The organism is Candidatus Pantoea symbiotica (genome assembly GCF_056491525.1).
In genome coordinates, this window is the sequence record NZ_JBSZHR010000002.1 from 1,814,181 (window position 1) to 1,831,114 (window position 16,934).

Here is a 16,934-nt window from a genome sequence, read left to right on the forward strand (position 1 = left end):
GGCGTGTGGGCGCTGTTTCCCACCGCTCGCCATTTGCCAACGCGCGTCACGGTCTTTCTGCATGCCCTGAAACAGGCGATGGCGCGATAATTCAGAAAAAGCTAACGGTGATCGTGGTTATAGTTATTCACTCATTGAAATCACGGAGGCCAACAGTGAAACCTGAAATCCATACGCTTGCTTCAACTGAGATTTACCGTAACCGCTGGTTAACCTTGAAAGAGGATAAAATCCAGCGCGCCGATGGCAGCGAAGGCATCTATTCGGTGATTGAGAAGAATGATTTTGTGGTGATTTTGCCAGTCGAGGGTGATCACATCTATGTGGTTGAACAGTTCCGCTATCCGCTGGGTGAACGCACCATTGAACTGCCTCAGGGAAGCTGGGAACTTGCGCCCGATGCCGCGCCTGAAGATCTTGCCGCTGGCGAGTTATTAGAAGAAACAGGTCTGATTGCCGGGCAGCTTGAACACGTGGGATATCAAAAATTAGCGCAAGGCTATTCCGCGCAGGGCTATCACATTTATCTGGCGAGTAACCTGAGCTATCAGGGACAAAATCTGGATGCAGAAGAAGTAGGATTAACCGCGAGAAAAATCAAAACTGTCGAATTTCTTGAATTAATTCTGGCAGGCAAGATCACCGACGCAACGTCTGTGACCGCGTTTCTGCTGGCCAGAGCGAAAAATCTTATCGACTAATCTCGTCTTTAGCAGCCGCTTGATCAATGCGGCTGCTAAGGTTGCGGCCTTATTTGCTGGACGGTTTTAAGGCCAGTGAGCGGTTGTTCTTTACGCGCACCACCGTTCTCACCATCGCCAACGTGGCAACAATTAGTAGTATGCCGCCCACCATCGCCATGGCTTTAAAACCAAGATGTTTAAACATCATCAGGCCGACAATCCCGCCAATCAGGAAAGAGAAAATGGTGGTCAGATGCGTCCACAGCTGGCGTTTCTGGCCCGAGATCTGCTTTGACGGATCGCGGCGGAACAGCGCCGCTAATACTGATGCCAGAGAAATTCCGGCATCGGTTAAGGTACCGGTAATATGGGTTGAACGTACGCGACCATTGGATAACTGCGTTGAAGTTGAATTATGTACGCCCATCAGGAAGCCGAGAATAACAATAACTTCCCGGTTATTGGCCGATGAATAAAAGAACATTTCAAACAGCGATAACGCGATTAAGGCCAGCCCTTCAACCCACAGTATTTGGCAGAATATAATACGATTGCCGTTGGCTAATCCGCTGATCACCACCATTCTCGCCGTGACCGCACCACAAACAAAGGCAAACAGTATGGTGGCTAAAAAGGTGATATCGCGGAAATTAACGTTCGTTACTTCACTGGATAATTGTGAGGTATTACCTGACATGTGTGAGGGGAAAAAGCCAAACGCCCCCAAGGCGATCGCATTGAGCACGCCGGCTGCGGTGGCGAGCCACATTGCCAGATTCCTGTCCTCATCATGCGTTCGTGTGCGTTTAAGTTTAATCAGCATCAGATACCTCATTATTCTGAACCAGGGCCGAATAATAACCATAGAGCACTACGCTGCGTGCATGACCAGGAAATTGCCGAATAAGACGCTGAACGAATTAAAGAAAGTAAAAAAATCAACGAGGCGGGAATATATTTAAATTAATGTAAAGATTGGCATGCCATATAATCGTAGGGTCGCCATTAATGGTGACCCACTTTTCACGAATTAACCGAATGATTTATTTTCATCGGGGCGACCACCACATTTACTCCTAAATCCTGCATACGACGCAAAATAGGTACCGGCGTGCCCTGATTGACAATCACCACATCGAATTCACTCAGATGCGCAAAGCGGTGCAGCGCCCGACGTTCAAATTTGGTGTTATCCATCATCAGAATGCGCTTCTGCGCGGCGTCAAACATCGCGCGTTTGGTCTCTACCGTTTCAGCAGATTGATGGAACACCGCATCATCGATAATCGCTGACATGCTGACGAAAAACACGTCGGCACGCAGGCTGGCAATTTCATCCCGCGTCATACGGCCCATAAACGCATTGCACCAGTGATAGAACTGTCCGCCTAAGCCCATCAAGGTGATATCGCGGCCGTTGCGCAGCTCGTTCATTAAGGTGAGTGAATTGGTGATTACCGTTAGCGGCGCGCGTGCGGAGAGCAGTCGCGCCATCTGCAGCACGGTAGTTGAATCATCGAGGAAAATCGCCTGCCCCGGTTCGAGATAGGTGGCGGCGACATCGGCAATCGCCTGCTTCTCTTCCAGTTGACGCGTGGCGCGGTAGATATCGCTGGATTCAACCAGGCTGGTTGGAGTCGCGGATACCACGCCGCGCGATTTATGCAGCAGGCCGCGTTCTACCATCTCGTCAATATCGCGATGTGCGGTCATCAAACTGATGCCAAAGCGATCGGTGATATCTTCAATGCGGATCGCCCCTTCAGCCATTACCGCTTCGGCGATTAGCTGACGACGGGCGAGCTGGCGCGCCTGACGGCTATCGCTGGGTAAGGTTTCGGCCATAAATACGCCAAGGGAAGAGTCCTGCGGGTTGTGCGCCATATTTCATCCGGGAAAGTGAAGCGGAAAGCGGGTTCGGCACTCATTACAGCGTCTAATTGTGGTTTTGGCAAATGCTTGAGGTCGCCATAAATGACGACCCTACAGAAGATATCGCGTTATGTAGGGTCGCCATTTATGGCGACCTGGTTTATTTACTGCTTCAGAACAAACGGTGAAGCAAAGTTACCGGCGTTCTCTTTGGTAATCAGGATGCAGTCAAACAGTTGCTTCTCGGAGGCTGCTCCGGTTTTGCCGGTTTTCAGGAAGCTATCCGCCTGCTCTACCGCTTTCTGCGCGAACTGCGCCACTGGCTGCATCACGGTGTAAGCCAGCGTACCGGCTTTCACGGCATCGACCGCATCCGGTGAACCGTCAAAACCGCCGACTTTGATCTGATTCAGTTTGCCAGCTTCTTTCAGCGCAGCGATCGCGCCCAGCGCCATTTCATCATTACCGCTGATCACGCCTTTGATGTTGGGATTGGCCTGCAGCAGCGACTGCATTTTGTTGAAGCCCTGGGTGCGATCCCAGTTAGCCACTTCCTGGCCTACTTTCTTCAGCGTGGGATATTGCGTCAGCACGGTATCAAAACCATTGGCGCGGGTGGCGGCGTTATTATCTGACGGCGGGCCAACCAGCTCGACATAGTTGGCGGTATCGCCAACCTGCTTCACCCACTCCATCGCGCCAACCGCCGCGCCCTGCGCGTTGTTAGAAACCAACTGCGCTTTGGCGAGGCCGCTCTGGTTCAGTTCGGCGTTGATGATAAACACCGGAATATTAGCGGCGATGGCTTTTTTCACCGAGCCGACCGAGCCATCGGCGTTAGCCGGGTCGAGAATAATCGCTTTCGATTTATTAGTGATCGCCGTATCAATCAGCTGGCTTTCGGTATTGGTATCGCCTTTGTGTGCACTGACTTTGGCGCTGTAGCCCAGCTTTTCAGCGGCTTTCTGCGCCACCTGACCTTCCGTCAGCCAGTAAGGGTTGGAAGGATCGTTAACGATAATCGTCATTAACCCGTTATCTGCCCAGGTGGGTGCAGCAAAAGTGGTGATGGCCATAGCTGCGGCCGCGATGAAGAGACGTTTAGTGAACATAGTTGGTGCTCCGTTATTATTTGGGGTACAGGTTTTACGGATATCCGCGCGCTGCTGAAACAGCGCGCGTGAGTTAGCGAGCGCGCCGTCCGTATTGCAGGGTGTTGAGCAATACCGCCAGCACGATCACGGCACCAGTGAACACCGTCTGCCAGTAAGCAGAGACGCCGATAATCACCAGGCCATCAGAGAGAAAACCAATCACAAACGCGCCAAGTAACGTACCGCGCACGTTGCCGCGTCCACCGGTCAGCGCCGCGCCACCGATCACCACCGCCGCAATGGCGGTCAGTTCATAGGTGGTACCGGCGGTTGGGCCCGCCGAGGTGAGCTGTGAGGAGAGCACCAGCCCGGCGAGTGCGGCGCAGACGCCAGACAACACATAGACGCTGATTTTGATGCGTTTCACCGGCACACCCGACAGATCGGCCGCGCGTTCGTTACCACCCGAAGCGTAGAGCCAGCGACCAAACGCCGAGCGGCTGAGCAGGAAACCACATGCCAGCGCCACCACGCCCAGCACCAGCACGCCAACCGGGATATTGAAGATGCGATTAAAGCCGAGCCAGTCGAAGCCGGTATTTCCCAGCGCTTCGCTGCCTGAGAGTTTGTTGTAGGTCAGGCCGTTGGTGATCAGCAGCGCAATGCCGCGCGCCACATACATGGTGCCGAGCGTGGCGACGAATGCCGGAACGCGGAACCAGGCAATAAGTACGCCGTTGACTAATCCCACCAGCGCGCCGACCACCAGCGTCAAAATCGCCACCGCCCACACCGGCAGATAGAGCACCACGCCGAGCGCTTCCAGGTTGATGCCCTGCATCATAAATCCGGCCATTACACCGGCGAGACCGAGCGTAGAGCCCACCGATAAATCAATGCCGCCGTTGAGGATCACCAACAGCATGCCGATCGCCGGCAGACCGAAAATCGCCACGTGCGATGCCATGGTGAGGAAGTTGGCGCCGGTAAAGTAGTTGGGCGATAACATTGAGAAGGTAGCGATAATCACCAGCAGCGCGATGAACGCGCGCCCTTCCAGCAGCAGCCGCGCCACATTCAGCTGCTTGTCGTTTTTTTTCTTGTTTACCACCGGCGGCGTGTCCAGCGTTTGTGTTCTGTCAGTCATACCTTTTGCTCCACTTTTCATGTCATGCCACCAGAGACTCGCCTGAAGCGGCCATAATGCGTTCTTTACTGACGCTTGCGTCGAAGATGGCGGAGATGCGCCCTTTGCTCATCACCACAATGCGATGGGCAATACTCAGACATTCGCCCACTTCCGAGGTGGTATACACCACCGCCAGCCCCTTTTTGGCGTTCTCCGCCAGCAGGCGAAACACTTCCGCTTTTGCGCCGATATCGATGCCACGGCTCGGCTCATCCAGCAGAATCACTTTGGGACGGGTGGCGAGCATTTTGCCGATCACCACTTTTTGCTGATTGCCGCCGGAGAGCGAGCCAATCGCCGCATCGCCACCGGCGGTCTTCACCGTCACGTTGCGAATGCTGTCGTTAACCAGCTGTTTTTCCCGGCTTCTGGAGAGCACCAGCCCGCGCACAAAGTCGCCGATGCTGGCGAGCGACAGGTTTTCCCCCACCGACATGGTTTGTACCAGGCCATCGCGCTGCCGATCTTCTGGCACCAGCGCCAGTCCAATTTGAATGCGTTGGGAAATGGTCAGCGCGGAGATATCGGTGTCCTGCAGCAGAATATGGCCGCTGCTTTGATGCAGACGTCCGGCGATGCACTCCAGTAGCTCGGTGCGCCCCGCGCCCATCAGCCCGTAAATGCAGACGATCTCGCCGGCTTGCACCGACAGCGAGAGGTTGTCCACCAGCCGAATGCCGGTTTTGCTTTTCAGCGTCAGATCTTTCACCGTCAGCGCCGGCAGCCCGAAGTTGTAACCCTGCGGTGGCGATCCCAGATCAAAGTGATCGCCGACCATGTTGCGCACGATCCATTCGAGATCGATCTCATCGCGTTTGGCGTAGGCGGTCATCACGCCATCGCGCAGCACCACCGCGCGATCGGTAATCTCCAGCGCCTCTTCCAGATGATGCGAGATATAGACAATCGCCACGCCCTGGCTGGTTAAATCACGGATCACCTGGAACAGCACCGCCACTTCTGCTGCGCTGAGTGCCGAGGTGGGTTCATCCATGATCAGAATCTGCGAATTGACCGACAGCGCGCGCGCAATCTCCACAATCTGCTGTTGGCCCAGACGCAGGTTCTCCACTGGCGTTAGCGGATCAATCTCCTCCTCCAGCGCTGCCATCAGGTGCGCCGTCACGCGCGCCTCTTCGGCATAATCAACGCCGCCCGGCTTCATGATTTCGCGCCCCATAAAGATGTTGTCGCGCACGTTCATATTTGGCGCGAGATTCAACTCCTGATGGATAATCGAGATGCCGCAGTCACGCGCTTCGGTGGCGGATCGAAAGGTCTTCTCCTCGCCGTGTAATAAGATTTCCCCGGTTGTTGGCGTAATCACGCCAGACAAAATTTTCATCAGCGTCGATTTACCCGCGCCGTTTTCACCAAACAGCGTGGTCACTTCGCCACGACGAATTTCGAAATTGACGCCCTTCAGCGCGTGCGTGGAGCCGTACACTTTGCTGACGTTGCGCGCCTGCAGAATCACTTCGCCTTTCAGCAAGGCGGGATTGAGGTTGAACGGTTTCATTTCACCTCCATGCTGACCGGCGTCACCATCCAGTTTTTTGCGTTGAGCAAGCGGAACACGCCAACTACCTGCACGGTTTTGCCCGGCAACGCATCGCGATCCAGCTTGTCGAGCACCGCGCTTTTCATCGCACGATTGATCGCCGAACCGGCATTTTGATACTCGATTTGGTTAGTGAAATCGCCGAACTGAATCTTGCCATTGGCGTCACGCAGATCGGTGCCGGTAATCGCCGGACCGGTTTGCAGCCGCACCTGCATATCTGTCGGCAATCCGTCGATTTTCAGCGGAAAGATGCCCATCTGCCCGGCTTGCACCACGCCGGAGAATTTAACGGCGAACACCGGCAGCGGCGCGCCAACGCCATACTTCTGCACCGCTTCCTGCTGATTAGCCTGCAGCGCATCAACTAACGTTTTGGCCTCTACCGCGCGTGATTCAACATCCTGCTGAATGGTTGGGAAGGTCTTCTGGCCGTAACTGTCCGGCGAGAACCCCTGCTCCTGCGCGTCATCGGCGGAGCCAATTTTTACCACCTTGGTGTCAAGCGCCATCGCCGCGATAACCGCGATCACCACTGCGCCGATGGCGGCATAGCGTCGGACGCGCTTGCGGGAAATTTGCTGGGCCTGAATTGAGACATCGGACATAACGTGACCTCTCACTGACATCAGCTGCGATAATCGCGCCGATAATGTTATAAATGTGATAACTTGTGTGATGAGAATTGTGCTGATGTGACTAAATTGTCAACAGGTGGCGCGCAATTTTTTCAGGAGAGCGATCTGGATCGCTTATTTGATGTCGGCCTCGTCACAAAGCGCACTAAACCCCGCCCTATAAGCCTTTTCGCCGTGATATCTCATTTCTTCCTGTGAGGTTTTACCACCTAATCCGTGATCTGCTTCGCTATCCGAAATGAAATTTATTGGTTTTATCGAAAAATAATACAGATGATATGTTATCTCAGTGAGAAGTGGTGTAAGACATTATTTAGCAAATTCATCACAGCCCATTAACACCTTTCCGGTGATCACGGCGATGAACAGAACTCTTCTTCTTTCGGAGGTGTACGTGGATAGTGGCGATATCATTCTGGGTCTGGATTCCGGCACCTCGGTGGTTAAAGCGGTGGCGTTTGATCTGGAAGGCACGCAACTGGCATGCGCATCGGTGCGTAACAGTTATTACCGCAGCGAAGGCGGCGCGGCGCAGCAGTCAATGAGCCAAACCTGGCAGGATGCGGTCACCGCGATACGTAAACTGGGCGAGCGCGTCGACAATCTCGCCGTGCGGGTTGTTGCAGTGGCCGTTACCGCACAAGGCGACGGCAGCTGGCTGGTGGGTGCCAATAATCAACCGGTCGGCGATGCGTGGATCTGGTTAGATGCGCGCGCGGCACCGACGGTTGAAAAACTCAATCAACATCCGTTAGCTGCCGCACGCTTTAGCGCCACCGGCACCGGACTCAACACCTGTCAGCAGGGATCGCAGCTGGCGCACATGGATCACTTCTTTCCCGAGCTGTTAGCCAACAGCGAAGTGGCGCTACACTGCAAAGATTGGCTTTACCTCAATCTCACTGGTATTCGCGCCACCGATCCTTCCGAGGCAAGCTTTACCTTTGGCAACTTCCGCCACCAGCGTTATGACGATCAGGTGATTGCCGCGCTGGGGCTGGAACAGCGTCGTCATCTGCTGCCGGAAATTATCGAAGGTACGGAAACCACCCATCCATTAACCGTTGAAGCCGCGCAGGCCACCGGTTTACGGGCCGGCACGCCAATCTGTCTCGGCTATGTCGATATGGCGATGACCGCGCTTGGCGCTGGCGTGCATACCGGCGAAGCCAATACCGCTTGCTCGATTGTCGGATCGACCGGCGTACATCTGCGCAGCGTCACCATCGATGAAGTGTGGCTGAATCCGGCGCAAACCGGCTACGTGATTCCGCTGCCGTGGCCGGGCTATGTCACCCAGGTGCAAACCAATATGGCATCGACACTCAATCTCGACTGGTTGCTGAATCTCGCCAGCGATCTGCTCAACAGCTTTGGTTGTGAAATCGATCATGCCCGCTTGGTGGGACATATCGATCGCTGGCTCAACGCGGCCAAGCCCGGCAGCCTGCTCTATCACCCTTATATCTCGATTGCCGGTGAGCGCGGACCGTTTGTTAATGCCGAAGCGCGCGCCAGCTTTACCGGCCTGAGTTACACCCACAACTTTGGCGATCTGGTGCGGGCGGTAATCGAAGGCATCGGTTTTGCCGCGCGCGATTGCTATCAGGCGATGGGCAGTTTGCCGGGCGAAATCCGTTTAACCGGCGGCGCGGTGCGTTCGCAGCAGTTACGCCAGATTTTATCTGCCTGCATTGGTGCGCCGGTGCGCATCAGCCAGCGCGACGAAGCCGGAGCGGCCGGTGCCGCGATGATGGCGGCGGTAGCGATTGGCGCCTATCCGTCGATGGAGAGCTGTGTCAAAACCTGGGTGATGCCGCTGCTGGATGCGCCCGAAGCGCCAGCCAACGAACTGATGCAGCGCTACAACCAGCTGTTCCCCACCTATCAGCAGATGCGTAACGATCTTCCTGCCGCCTGGCACGCGCTAAAACAGTTTTAAGGAGTAAATCATGAGTGAACACATGCTGGATCTGTTTGTGATTGGCGGCGGTATCAACGGTGCGGGTATCGCACGTGACGCCGCCGGTCGCGGCTTGTCGGTGATGATGTGTGAGAAAGATGACCTCGCGCAGGGCACCTCATCGCGCTCCGGCAAACTGGTGCACGGCGGGCTGCGTTATCTGGAGTATTACGAGTTTCGTCTGGTGCGTGAGGCGTTAATCGAGCGCGAAGTGCTGCTCAACGCCGCGCCGCATATCATCTGGCCGATGCGGTTTGTGTTGCCGCACAGCCCAACCGATCGCCCGGCGTGGCTGGTACGTCTCGGCCTGTTTCTCTATGACCATCTTGGCGGCCGTCAAAAGCTGCCGGGCACGCGTTCGCTGGATTTATCGCGCGATCCCGAAGGTGCGCCGCTGCTGGACACTTACAGCAAAGGATTCGAGTACTCCGATTGCTGGGTGGATGATGCACGGCTGGTGACGTTGAATGCGCTGGATGCCGCCGAGCGTGGTGCCACCATTCTGCCGCGCACCCGCTGCGTGGCGGCGACGCGTCATAACGGTAAGTGGGAAATCACCCTGCAGGATGCCAGCGGCACCTCGCGCACCGTGTTTGCCAAAGTGTTGGTCAACGCTGCCGGGCCATGGGTGCTGGATATCGTTAATCAGGTGACGCACACCAAAAGCAGTCGCAACGTGCGGCTGGTCAAAGGCTCGCACATCATCGTGCCGAAATTCTGGGAAGGTCAGCAGGCGTATCTGGTGCAGAACACCGACAAGCGGGTGATTTTTATCAATCCGTATGAGGGCGATAAAGCGCTGATCGGCACCACCGATATTCCGTGGCAAGGCAAAGCGGAAGCGGTCACCGCCGACGACAGCGAACAGCAATATCTGATCGACGTGGTAAATCGCTACTTCAAGGTGAAACTGCGCGCCAGCGATGTGATCACGCGCTTTTCCGGCGTGCGTCCGCTGTTTGATGACGGCAAAGGCAATCCATCGGCGGTGACCCGTGATTACGTGTTTGACCTCGACGATCAGCAAAACGCCCCACTGCTGCATGTGTTTGGCGGCAAGATCACCACCTTCCGCAAGCTGGCTGAACACGCCATTCAGAAGCTGGCACCGTTCTTCCCCAACATGGGCGCGGACTGGACGCGTGGCGCCACCTTACCGGGCGGCGATATGCCACACGCTGATTTCGACAGTTTCTTAGAGCAGGTTAAAGCGCGCTGGCCGTGGCTGCCGCAGCCGCTGCGTAAACACTATGCGCGGCTGTATGGCACGCGTATCGATAAGTTGATCGGTCATGCCAATGCGCTGGGCGATCTTGGCCGTCATTTTGGTGGGCAACTGTATGAAGCCGAAGTGCGTTATCTGGTGGAAAATGAGTGGGCGCAACAGGCTGAGGATGTGCTGTGGCGTCGTACCAAGCATAAATTGCACCTCGATGACGCGCAGCAACAGGCTTTCACTCAGTGGTTCAACGCCACCTTTGCTGCTCCCGCGCCGCTGCGTGCGCATGCCGGATAAGAGGTGAAACATGCCGTTAACGCTGTCACTGAATACCAATCCGCTGGTGAATCGCTTTGCCGATCCGCAGGATTTGATTAACACCGTGGCGCAGCAGATCCGCATTCGTGATGTGCAGCTCACCCATGAATTCATCAATCCCGGCTGGCCCGCTGCGACCATCACGCGCATGACGCGCCTGATGCAACAGGCGCTGCGCGCCACCGGCGTGCGCGTCACCTCCGGCATGACTGGGCCGTATGGTCGACTCAACCATTTTGGCCATCCTGATGTTGAAGTGCGCCGCTATTACGTCGACTGGTTTAAAACCTTCGCCGATATCACCGCCGAACTGGGTGGCGACTCGGTGGGATCGCAGTTCGCCATCTTTACCCAGCAGGATTTCAACGATGTTGCACGCCGCGAAGCACTGATCGATATCGCCATTGATTGCTGGGCGGACGTTGCCGAACACGCCAAAGCCGCCGGACTGAAATACCTGTTTTGGGAGCCGATGAGCGTGGGCCGCGAGTTTGGTGAAACCATTCCTGCCTGTTTAGCGCTGCAGCAGCGTTTGAGCGAAGCCTCGATGGCGCTGCCGATGTGGATGATGGCGGATATCGATCACGGTGATGTTACCTCCGCCGATCCGCGCGATTACGATCCCTATGCGTGGGCGGAAGCGGTGCCGCGTTATTCTCCGATTATCCATATTAAACAGAGCATGCTGGATAAAGGCGGACACAGACCTTTTACATTGCAGTACAATGCCGGCGGCCGCATTCAGCCCCAGCCGCTGCTGGACGCGCTGGCGCGCGGCGGCGCGCAGGATAATGAGATCTGCCTTGAACTGAGCTTTAAAGAGCGCGAGCCAACCGACAGCAATGTGGTGGCCGAGATCGCCGAAAGCGTCGCCTTCTGGGCCGGACATATTGATACCGGCGTGCAGGATCTGCATTTGTCTAATTAACAGGACGTATAAATAATGAAACCGGCACCAACCTCGAGTGAACGCGACGAATCTCTGGCGCTGCGCGCCGCCTGGCTGCACTACGTCGGCGGTTTAACGCAGGCGGAAGTGGCGAAACGACTTGGGCTGCCGTCGGTGAAAACGCACCGCATGATTGCGCGCATGGTGGCGGAAGGCGCGGTGAAGGTGTCTATCGATGGCGATATCGTAGCCTGCGTCGCATTAGAAGATCGGCTGCGAGCAAAATTCGCGCTTAACTTCTGTCATGTCGCGCCTGACCTTGGTGAAGAAGGTTTGCCGGTACGTGTGCTGGGTATGGCGGGCGCGGATTACCTGCGTAACCTGCTCACCGCGTCGCCTTCTACCACGCTAGGTTTGGGACACGGCCGCACCCTTTCCGCCGCCATCCACCAATTGCCGCGTATTGATGCCCCGCATATGCGCTTTGTCTCGCTGCTCGGCTGTTTAACCCGCAACTACGCGCTCAATCCCCACGACGTCATGCATCGTATCGCCGAGAAAACCGGTGCGCAGGCTTACATGATGCCTGTGCCTTTCTTTGCGAATACTCAGGAAGATCGTGAAGTGTTGCTGGCGCAGCGCGGTGTGAGCGAGGTGTTTGCCATGGCGGCGCAGAGTGAAGTCAAACTGGTGGGCATTGGCACCGTCGAACCCGCCGCTCAGCTGGTTGAAGCCGGTATGATTGATGAAGCGGAGATCAATGATATCTCCTCATCCGGAGCGGTCGGCGAACTGCTGGGCCACTTCTTCGATGCCAACGGACAGATGATTCACACCAACCTGACGGCACGCACCTTGTCGGTAGATCTCGATCTTTCGCATCGCGCAGAGATTGTCGCCCTGGCAGGCGGCGCCAGTAAAGTTGCTGCGATTCGCGCCGTGCTGGCCAGCGGTCTGGTGACCGGTTTGATTACGGATGAAGTGACGGCGCAGGCGTTGGTGGGTTAAAGCAGAATGGTTAAATGTTCTCTGTATGGCACCAATAAGTATCATTGGTACCATACAGAGAACATCCATGGCGGTTTACAACATTGATAAAATCCTTCACATCAGGCTATGATGTTCCATATATTGTACATATAACGCTTATTGGTACCGTGTATGGAACAAATCATGACTTCTCTTACTTCACCAACCTCACGCTATGCGCAGGAAGCGATTGCCCTATTAGCTTCCTTGATTCGTGCTGAACGGATCGAGAAGCAAATTCCGGTATCCGAGTTGGCTGAAAGAGCCGGCATTTCGCGCGGGACTTTGCATCGTATTGAGCAAGGCGATGTGAAATGTCAGATTGGCAGTTATTTCGAGATTGCGGCCATCCTGGGCATTCCCCTGTTTGATACAGAGGTGAGTTTGCCCTCATTGGTCAGCCATCGAAACCGTGTTGAGGAAAAGCTAAAGCTGTTACCTAAACACACCAGCAAAAAAAAGAGCAGCAGGAAGGTGAAGGATGACTTCTGAAGCGCGTTTAAGAGACGCTTACGTATGGATATGGCTACCAGGTGAAACATCGCCAGTGGTGGCGGGCAGGCTAGAGGCTGAAGGCGATACGCTGTTTTTCAACTATGGTCGTAGTTATCTGCAGCGAGAAAACTGCATTCCGCTCAATCCCAATGAACTTCCTCTGCAGACTGGCGTTATTTCGCCGCTGAATGGGTTAACGATTGCGGGCTGTATTCGTGATAGCGCGCCTGATGCCTGGGGACGTCGTGTCATTATCAACCGTCGAATGGGACGTAAAGGCGCTAATGTCGATACCGGAATACTCGATGAGCTGACATATCTCATCGAGTCCGGTTCAGATCGTATTGGTGCGCTTGATTTCCAGCACTCGGCAACGGAGTACGTTCCGCGATCGGCTGCGAATGTCACCCTTCCTGAATTAATGGAGTCTGCTGATCGGGTCGAAAAAGGCGTACCGCTAACACCTGAATTGGATCAGGCGCTTTTTCATGGGACGTCGATCGGTGGCGCGCGGCCCAAAGCGCTGATCGAGGCCGAGGGAAAAAAATACATTGCTAAGTTTTCTGCCAGTACGGATATCTGGAATGTGGTGAAAGGCGAATTCCTGGCGATGCGATTGGCGCAGTTGGCAGGTTTGCATGTCGCTCCGGTCAAGTTAGTCAAAGCAGCCGGACGCGATGTCATCATGATTGAGCGTTTCGACCGCGAACAAAAAGCCGATGGATGGACACGAAAAGTGATGCTTTCGGCGCTGACCTTGTTTGAACTCGACGATATGCTGGCGCGCTATGCCAGTTACGAAACACTCGCTGAAATTATTCGTCAGCGATTTGCCTCGCCCAAAGAGACTTTGCTGGAACTGTATAAACGGCTTTGCTTCAATATTCTCTGCGGCAATACCGATGACCATGCCCGCAATCATGCTGCATTCTGGGACGGCAACAGCTTCAGTCTTACGCCTGCTTATGATATTTGCCCGCAGGGCCGCGCTGGCAACGAAGCCTCGCAGGCGATGCTGATTAGCGGCAACAATAATTTGAGTCGCATGAGCAGTTGTCTGGATGCCGCTCATCATTTTGCTTTGAGTCGCGCTGACGCTCATACGCATTTCATGATGTTAAAAACGGCTATCGAAACCTATTGGCATCATGTTTGTGATGAAGCCGAACTGAGCCATGTGGATCGGGAAAGTCTGTGGAACAGGCAATTCATCAATCCTTTTTCACTTGAATAACTGACCGCTTAAGTTAAACCACACTCACTTCCACGCCCTTCTCGCGCAGCGTTTTTAGATAGCTTGCCTCCAGTTCAGCATCGGTGATCAGCTGTTTAAACGGCTGAAGCGGTGCCAGCGCAAAAGGATGAATCTGGCCAAACTTTGAGGAATCCGTCAACGCGATGGTGTGCGTGGGTTTTTCCATGATGGCGTTAACTACGTCACAGCGCAGCATATCGCGGCCGGTAAAGCCAGTGACCGCATCCCAGCCATCAATGCCGATAAACGCCTTGTGGAAATTGAGGTGCTGAATACACAAACGCGTCAGCGGCCCCACCACCGATTCACTGCTTTTCTGGAACAGGCCGCCAAGGATGATCACATCGCCGCCCTTTTCGCGCAGCAATCCGGCGATGTAATGGCTCACGGTAATGATGGTGATGTCGTTGCGTTCACTCAGTTCACGCGCCAGCAAGGCGTTGGTGCTGCCGCCTTCGATGAACACCGTTTCACCGCTGTTCACTAGCGACGCCGCGTATTCGGCCAATCGCTTTTTCACCGCGAAGCGGGTTTGCATACGCGCGCCGACGTCATCACTTTCTGGCGCCACGGCAGAACCGTGCACGCGGCGCAGAAAGCCGCCTTTCTCGAGGAGATTGAGATCCTGACGCACCGTCACTTCCGAGACGCCGGTGGTGTGCGCCAGCTCATTTACGCTGACGCTGCCGCGCTCGCTAACCAGTTGGATAATCTGCTGATGACGTGCGTTCATAACACCCGCTGCTGTGAAATTTTTGCCAAGCTTACCAGAAATTTAGCCTAATCCCAGACTGCGGCGACCATGGGCATTTAACGCATCGAGGGAGAAGCGATCGCGCCACTGCGTTTCATAATCCTCCTGCGGGAAATCGCCTGGCGATGCACCGGTGGCCAGCGCTTGCGCCACTTTGGTCGCGTAGGCGGCATTTTTCTCGCACAGTGGTGCGGCGGGAATGTACATCACATTGCCCCAGCCTTGCTGATTCTCTACTGGCGCGACCGAATGGATCACATCGCAGTGCCACCATACCGAATCGCCGGCCTGCAGTGCGGGAATCGAACATAAGCCTTCAATCAGTTCCGGATGCCACTGCGCTGATACCGGCAACACTTTGCCCGGCGCAACGCCGCACAACTCATCTTCCGGTACATCTTTCAACAACGGACGCAGTAACAAATAGGCCATCGCTTCCGGCACCGGCACCACGTGCAGCAAGCCCTGACCAATCTGCATATCCGACAACGCAGTCCAACCCTGGAAGGTCCGGAATACCGAACACTTGGTGGTGGTGCCCGATTGATACTCATTCACTTCGGTGCGATGCGCCGCATCCCAGGGATCGTATTGATCAAACTGGTTGGTGAAAATTTTGCTGAACACTTGCTGATACGCCGGCAATAACCAACGCTCCAGCGCGCCTGAATCGGTGTGCGCACCGAGGCCTTTGGAGGTGGTGCCAGGCAAGCGGCGGCGAATACGATCGGGATAAATAATGCTGACGTCGGGTTCAAACCAACGTGTGCCGCGTGACTCAAACCTCCACAAGCGATTGAGGAATGATTGCGTTTGGGCCATGGCATCGCTTTGGCGCGCTGACATCTGCGCATCGCTCCAGTAAATCGGATAGATTTCCGGGCGTGACGCATCCAGATTGCCGAAGAAGTTATCGCCCGGCCCTTGATAGACGTTGTCGAAATCGTTGTCATCGAGGTACTTGAGCATCGACTCATCCCACGCCAGCGCCTGTTCGCGCGGGAAAGTCTGCTTCACCACCACACAACCGCGTCGACGGATATGATCCTCCACCTCATCGCTAATACGTCCCGCCGCAATATCCTGCTGACTGACCTGCGGCCACGCGCTGCCGTTTTGCGCCTCTTCTGCACGAGTGGCGGCAATTTCGCTGACGATTTTGCTTCTGACTTGTTCAAACAGACCTTCGACATCACCGATCTGCTCTCTCAGCACGCCTTTCATCAGACGAACGTTTTGTTTGAAATCATCAGGTTGTTGCAATGAAGTGAAAGTATTATTCATGACATGCTCCGATTCGTTAACTTGTATGTTTCATTCGAAACTAAATTGCACTTCATTCATAACAAATGCGCAGCAATAAACAATGCCATAAGCGCCGAATCCGGAGATTGATCACATTAAGGTTGAAAAATAGCTTTCAGGTGAAAGTGGCGACGCGTTGAACGCCACCACTGAAAGATCAGGATTTTGACGTTTTCGGTAGCGCTTGCAGAATGACATCCACGCACTGCTGCGCCGAGAGCATTGCGCTATCAAGCTGCAAATGGTCGCGCTCCCAGGCTTGATATTCGCGCTGTTCAACTGCCTGCCAATCCGGCAGCTTCAAACCTTTAATATCGGACGCGCGATTTTCGACACGAAAGCGATGTTTGTTACGATCGGAACAGATCACTTCGACTTCCAGCAGCGGCGAGCCGCTTAACAAGGCGATATCGCGATAAGCATTGCGGATCAGTTGCAGGTCGTTAACCGAGTCGGTAATAACGGTGGAACCAAGCAGCAAATTATCGCGCGCCAATCCGTAGATGACGAAATACCCTTCCGGGCCGATGGCTTTCTCGCTCTCTTGACCCGATCGCAGCGCTTGTTCGATGGTATCGACGCGTAAATACGCCGCGCCGAGCTGCTGCGCTAATAACCGCGCAATGGTGCTTTTGCCAGTGCCGGGTAATCCGCTAAAAGTGATGAGCAT

General features: G+C 54.9%; 16 protein-coding genes. 7 read left to right on the plus strand and 9 right to left on the minus strand.

Translation table 11 applies throughout. The features are described from left to right. Positions 1-5 precede the first annotated feature (5 nt). Positions 6-701: an ADP-ribose pyrophosphatase gene (locus ACXIZX_RS09020; protein ID WP_479404007.1), complete on the plus strand. Its 696-nt coding sequence runs from the start codon at positions 6-8 to the stop codon at positions 699-701. 49 nt (positions 702-750) lie between these two features. On the opposite strand, the gene ACXIZX_RS09025 is transcribed toward ACXIZX_RS09020, so the two are convergent. The 6 genes from ACXIZX_RS09025 to ACXIZX_RS09050 all read right to left on the minus strand — a co-directional run bounded on the left by ACXIZX_RS09025 (position 751) and on the right by ACXIZX_RS09050 (position 7,007). Continuing rightward, positions 751-1,506: a YoaK family protein gene (locus tag ACXIZX_RS09025; protein ID WP_479404864.1), complete on the minus strand. Its 756-nt coding sequence runs from the start codon at positions 1,504-1,506 to the stop codon at positions 751-753. Positions 1,507-1,706: 200 nt separating this feature from the next. Further along, complete coding sequence (locus tag ACXIZX_RS09030; RefSeq protein ID WP_008104138.1) at positions 1,707-2,567, minus strand: DeoR/GlpR family DNA-binding transcription regulator; 861 nt, start codon at positions 2,565-2,567, stop codon at positions 1,707-1,709. Between the two features lie 152 nt (positions 2,568-2,719). Continuing rightward, positions 2,720-3,667: a D-ribose ABC transporter substrate-binding protein gene (locus ACXIZX_RS09035; RefSeq protein ID WP_007888383.1), complete on the minus strand. Its 948-nt coding sequence runs from the start codon at positions 3,665-3,667 to the stop codon at positions 2,720-2,722. 73 nt (positions 3,668-3,740) lie between these two features. Beyond that, positions 3,741-4,796, minus strand: a complete 1,056-nt coding sequence (locus ACXIZX_RS09040; protein ID WP_479404008.1) for an ABC transporter permease — start codon at positions 4,794-4,796, stop codon at positions 3,741-3,743. Positions 4,797-4,818: 22 nt separating this feature from the next. After that, entirely contained in the window at positions 4,819-6,357 is a 1,539-nt protein-coding gene (locus tag ACXIZX_RS09045) for a sugar ABC transporter ATP-binding protein (protein WP_479404009.1), read from the minus strand. Next, a complete protein-coding gene (locus tag ACXIZX_RS09050; protein ID WP_479404010.1) occupies positions 6,354-7,007 on the minus strand; it encodes a DUF2291 domain-containing protein in 654 nt (217 codons plus the stop codon). The genes ACXIZX_RS09045 and ACXIZX_RS09050 overlap by 4 nt, the downstream gene beginning before the upstream one ends. 424 nt (positions 7,008-7,431) lie before the next feature. Here ACXIZX_RS09050 and ACXIZX_RS09055 point away from each other — a divergent pair, with 424 nt between their 5' ends. From ACXIZX_RS09055 to ACXIZX_RS09080, 6 genes are all read left to right on the plus strand, one after another. Beyond that, complete coding sequence (locus ACXIZX_RS09055) at positions 7,432-8,979, plus strand: FGGY family carbohydrate kinase (RefSeq protein WP_479404011.1); 1,548 nt, start codon at positions 7,432-7,434, stop codon at positions 8,977-8,979. A gap of 10 nt (positions 8,980-8,989) precedes the next feature. Then, complete coding sequence (locus ACXIZX_RS09060; RefSeq protein WP_479404012.1) at positions 8,990-10,516, plus strand: glycerol-3-phosphate dehydrogenase; 1,527 nt, start codon at positions 8,990-8,992, stop codon at positions 10,514-10,516. Between the two features lie 10 nt (positions 10,517-10,526). Continuing rightward, positions 10,527-11,465 (plus strand): sugar phosphate isomerase/epimerase family protein, encoded by a 939-nt coding sequence (locus ACXIZX_RS09065; RefSeq protein ID WP_479404013.1) that lies wholly within the window; start codon positions 10,527-10,529, stop codon positions 11,463-11,465. A gap of 15 nt (positions 11,466-11,480) precedes the next feature. Continuing rightward, on the plus strand, positions 11,481-12,434 hold the full coding sequence (locus tag ACXIZX_RS09070) for a sugar-binding transcriptional regulator (RefSeq protein WP_479404014.1): 954 nt from the start codon (positions 11,481-11,483) through the stop codon (positions 12,432-12,434). 165 nt (positions 12,435-12,599) lie between these two features. Beyond that, complete coding sequence (locus tag ACXIZX_RS09075; protein ID WP_479404015.1) at positions 12,600-12,947, plus strand: helix-turn-helix domain-containing protein; 348 nt, start codon at positions 12,600-12,602, stop codon at positions 12,945-12,947. Continuing rightward, entirely contained in the window at positions 12,937-14,184 is a 1,248-nt protein-coding gene (locus ACXIZX_RS09080; RefSeq protein ID WP_479404016.1) for a type II toxin-antitoxin system HipA family toxin, read from the plus strand. The genes ACXIZX_RS09075 and ACXIZX_RS09080 overlap by 11 nt, the downstream gene beginning before the upstream one ends. Before the next feature lie 13 nt (positions 14,185-14,197). Here the strand turns inward: ACXIZX_RS09080 and ACXIZX_RS09085 are convergent, their stop codons facing one another. The 3 genes from ACXIZX_RS09085 to ACXIZX_RS09095 all read right to left on the minus strand — a co-directional run bounded on the left by ACXIZX_RS09085 (position 14,198) and on the right by ACXIZX_RS09095 (position 16,934). Further along, positions 14,198-14,938, minus strand: a complete 741-nt coding sequence (locus ACXIZX_RS09085) for a DeoR/GlpR family DNA-binding transcription regulator (protein WP_061718867.1) — start codon at positions 14,936-14,938, stop codon at positions 14,198-14,200. A gap of 42 nt (positions 14,939-14,980) precedes the next feature. Next, on the minus strand, positions 14,981-16,243 hold the full coding sequence (locus tag ACXIZX_RS09090; protein ID WP_479404017.1) for a DUF1479 domain-containing protein: 1,263 nt from the start codon (positions 16,241-16,243) through the stop codon (positions 14,981-14,983). Positions 16,244-16,421: 178 nt separating this feature from the next. Further along, positions 16,422-16,934: a P-loop nucleotide/nucleoside kinase family protein gene (locus ACXIZX_RS09095; protein ID WP_179450818.1), complete on the minus strand. Its 513-nt coding sequence runs from the start codon at positions 16,932-16,934 to the stop codon at positions 16,422-16,424.

What these genes read in the sequence shown, in the direction of transcription:
- ACXIZX_RS09070 (WP_479404014.1), top strand. Translation starts at nt 11,481, where the DNA reads ATGAAACCGGCACCAACCTCGAGTGAACGCGACGAATCTCTGGCGCTG.
- ACXIZX_RS09065 (WP_479404013.1), top strand. Translation starts at nt 10,527, where the DNA reads ATGCCGTTAACGCTGTCACTGAATACCAATCCGCTGGTGAATCGCTTT.
- ACXIZX_RS09095 (WP_179450818.1), bottom strand. Translation starts at nt 16,934, where the DNA reads ATGCTCATCACTTTTAGCGGATTACCCGGCACTGGCAAAAGCACCATT.
- ACXIZX_RS09075 (WP_479404015.1), top strand. Translation starts at nt 12,600, where the DNA reads ATGACTTCTCTTACTTCACCAACCTCACGCTATGCGCAGGAAGCGATT.
- ACXIZX_RS09025 (WP_479404864.1), bottom strand. Translation starts at nt 1,506, where the DNA reads ATGCTGATTAAACTTAAACGCACACGAACGCATGATGAGGACAGGAAT.
- ACXIZX_RS09040 (WP_479404008.1), bottom strand. Translation starts at nt 4,796, where the DNA reads ATGACTGACAGAACACAAACGCTGGACACGCCGCCGGTGGTAAACAAG.
- ACXIZX_RS09035 (WP_007888383.1), bottom strand. Translation starts at nt 3,667, where the DNA reads ATGTTCACTAAACGTCTCTTCATCGCGGCCGCAGCTATGGCCATCACC.
- ACXIZX_RS09050 (WP_479404010.1), bottom strand. Translation starts at nt 7,007, where the DNA reads ATGTCCGATGTCTCAATTCAGGCCCAGCAAATTTCCCGCAAGCGCGTC.
- ACXIZX_RS09030 (WP_008104138.1), bottom strand. Translation starts at nt 2,567, where the DNA reads ATGGCGCACAACCCGCAGGACTCTTCCCTTGGCGTATTTATGGCCGAA.
- ACXIZX_RS09085 (WP_061718867.1), bottom strand. Translation starts at nt 14,938, where the DNA reads ATGAACGCACGTCATCAGCAGATTATCCAACTGGTTAGCGAGCGCGGC.
- ACXIZX_RS09060 (WP_479404012.1), top strand. Translation starts at nt 8,990, where the DNA reads ATGAGTGAACACATGCTGGATCTGTTTGTGATTGGCGGCGGTATCAAC.
- ACXIZX_RS09045 (WP_479404009.1), bottom strand. Translation starts at nt 6,357, where the DNA reads ATGAAACCGTTCAACCTCAATCCCGCCTTGCTGAAAGGCGAAGTGATT.
- ACXIZX_RS09080 (WP_479404016.1), top strand. Translation starts at nt 12,937, where the DNA reads ATGACTTCTGAAGCGCGTTTAAGAGACGCTTACGTATGGATATGGCTA.
- ACXIZX_RS09090 (WP_479404017.1), bottom strand. Translation starts at nt 16,243, where the DNA reads ATGAATAATACTTTCACTTCATTGCAACAACCTGATGATTTCAAACAA.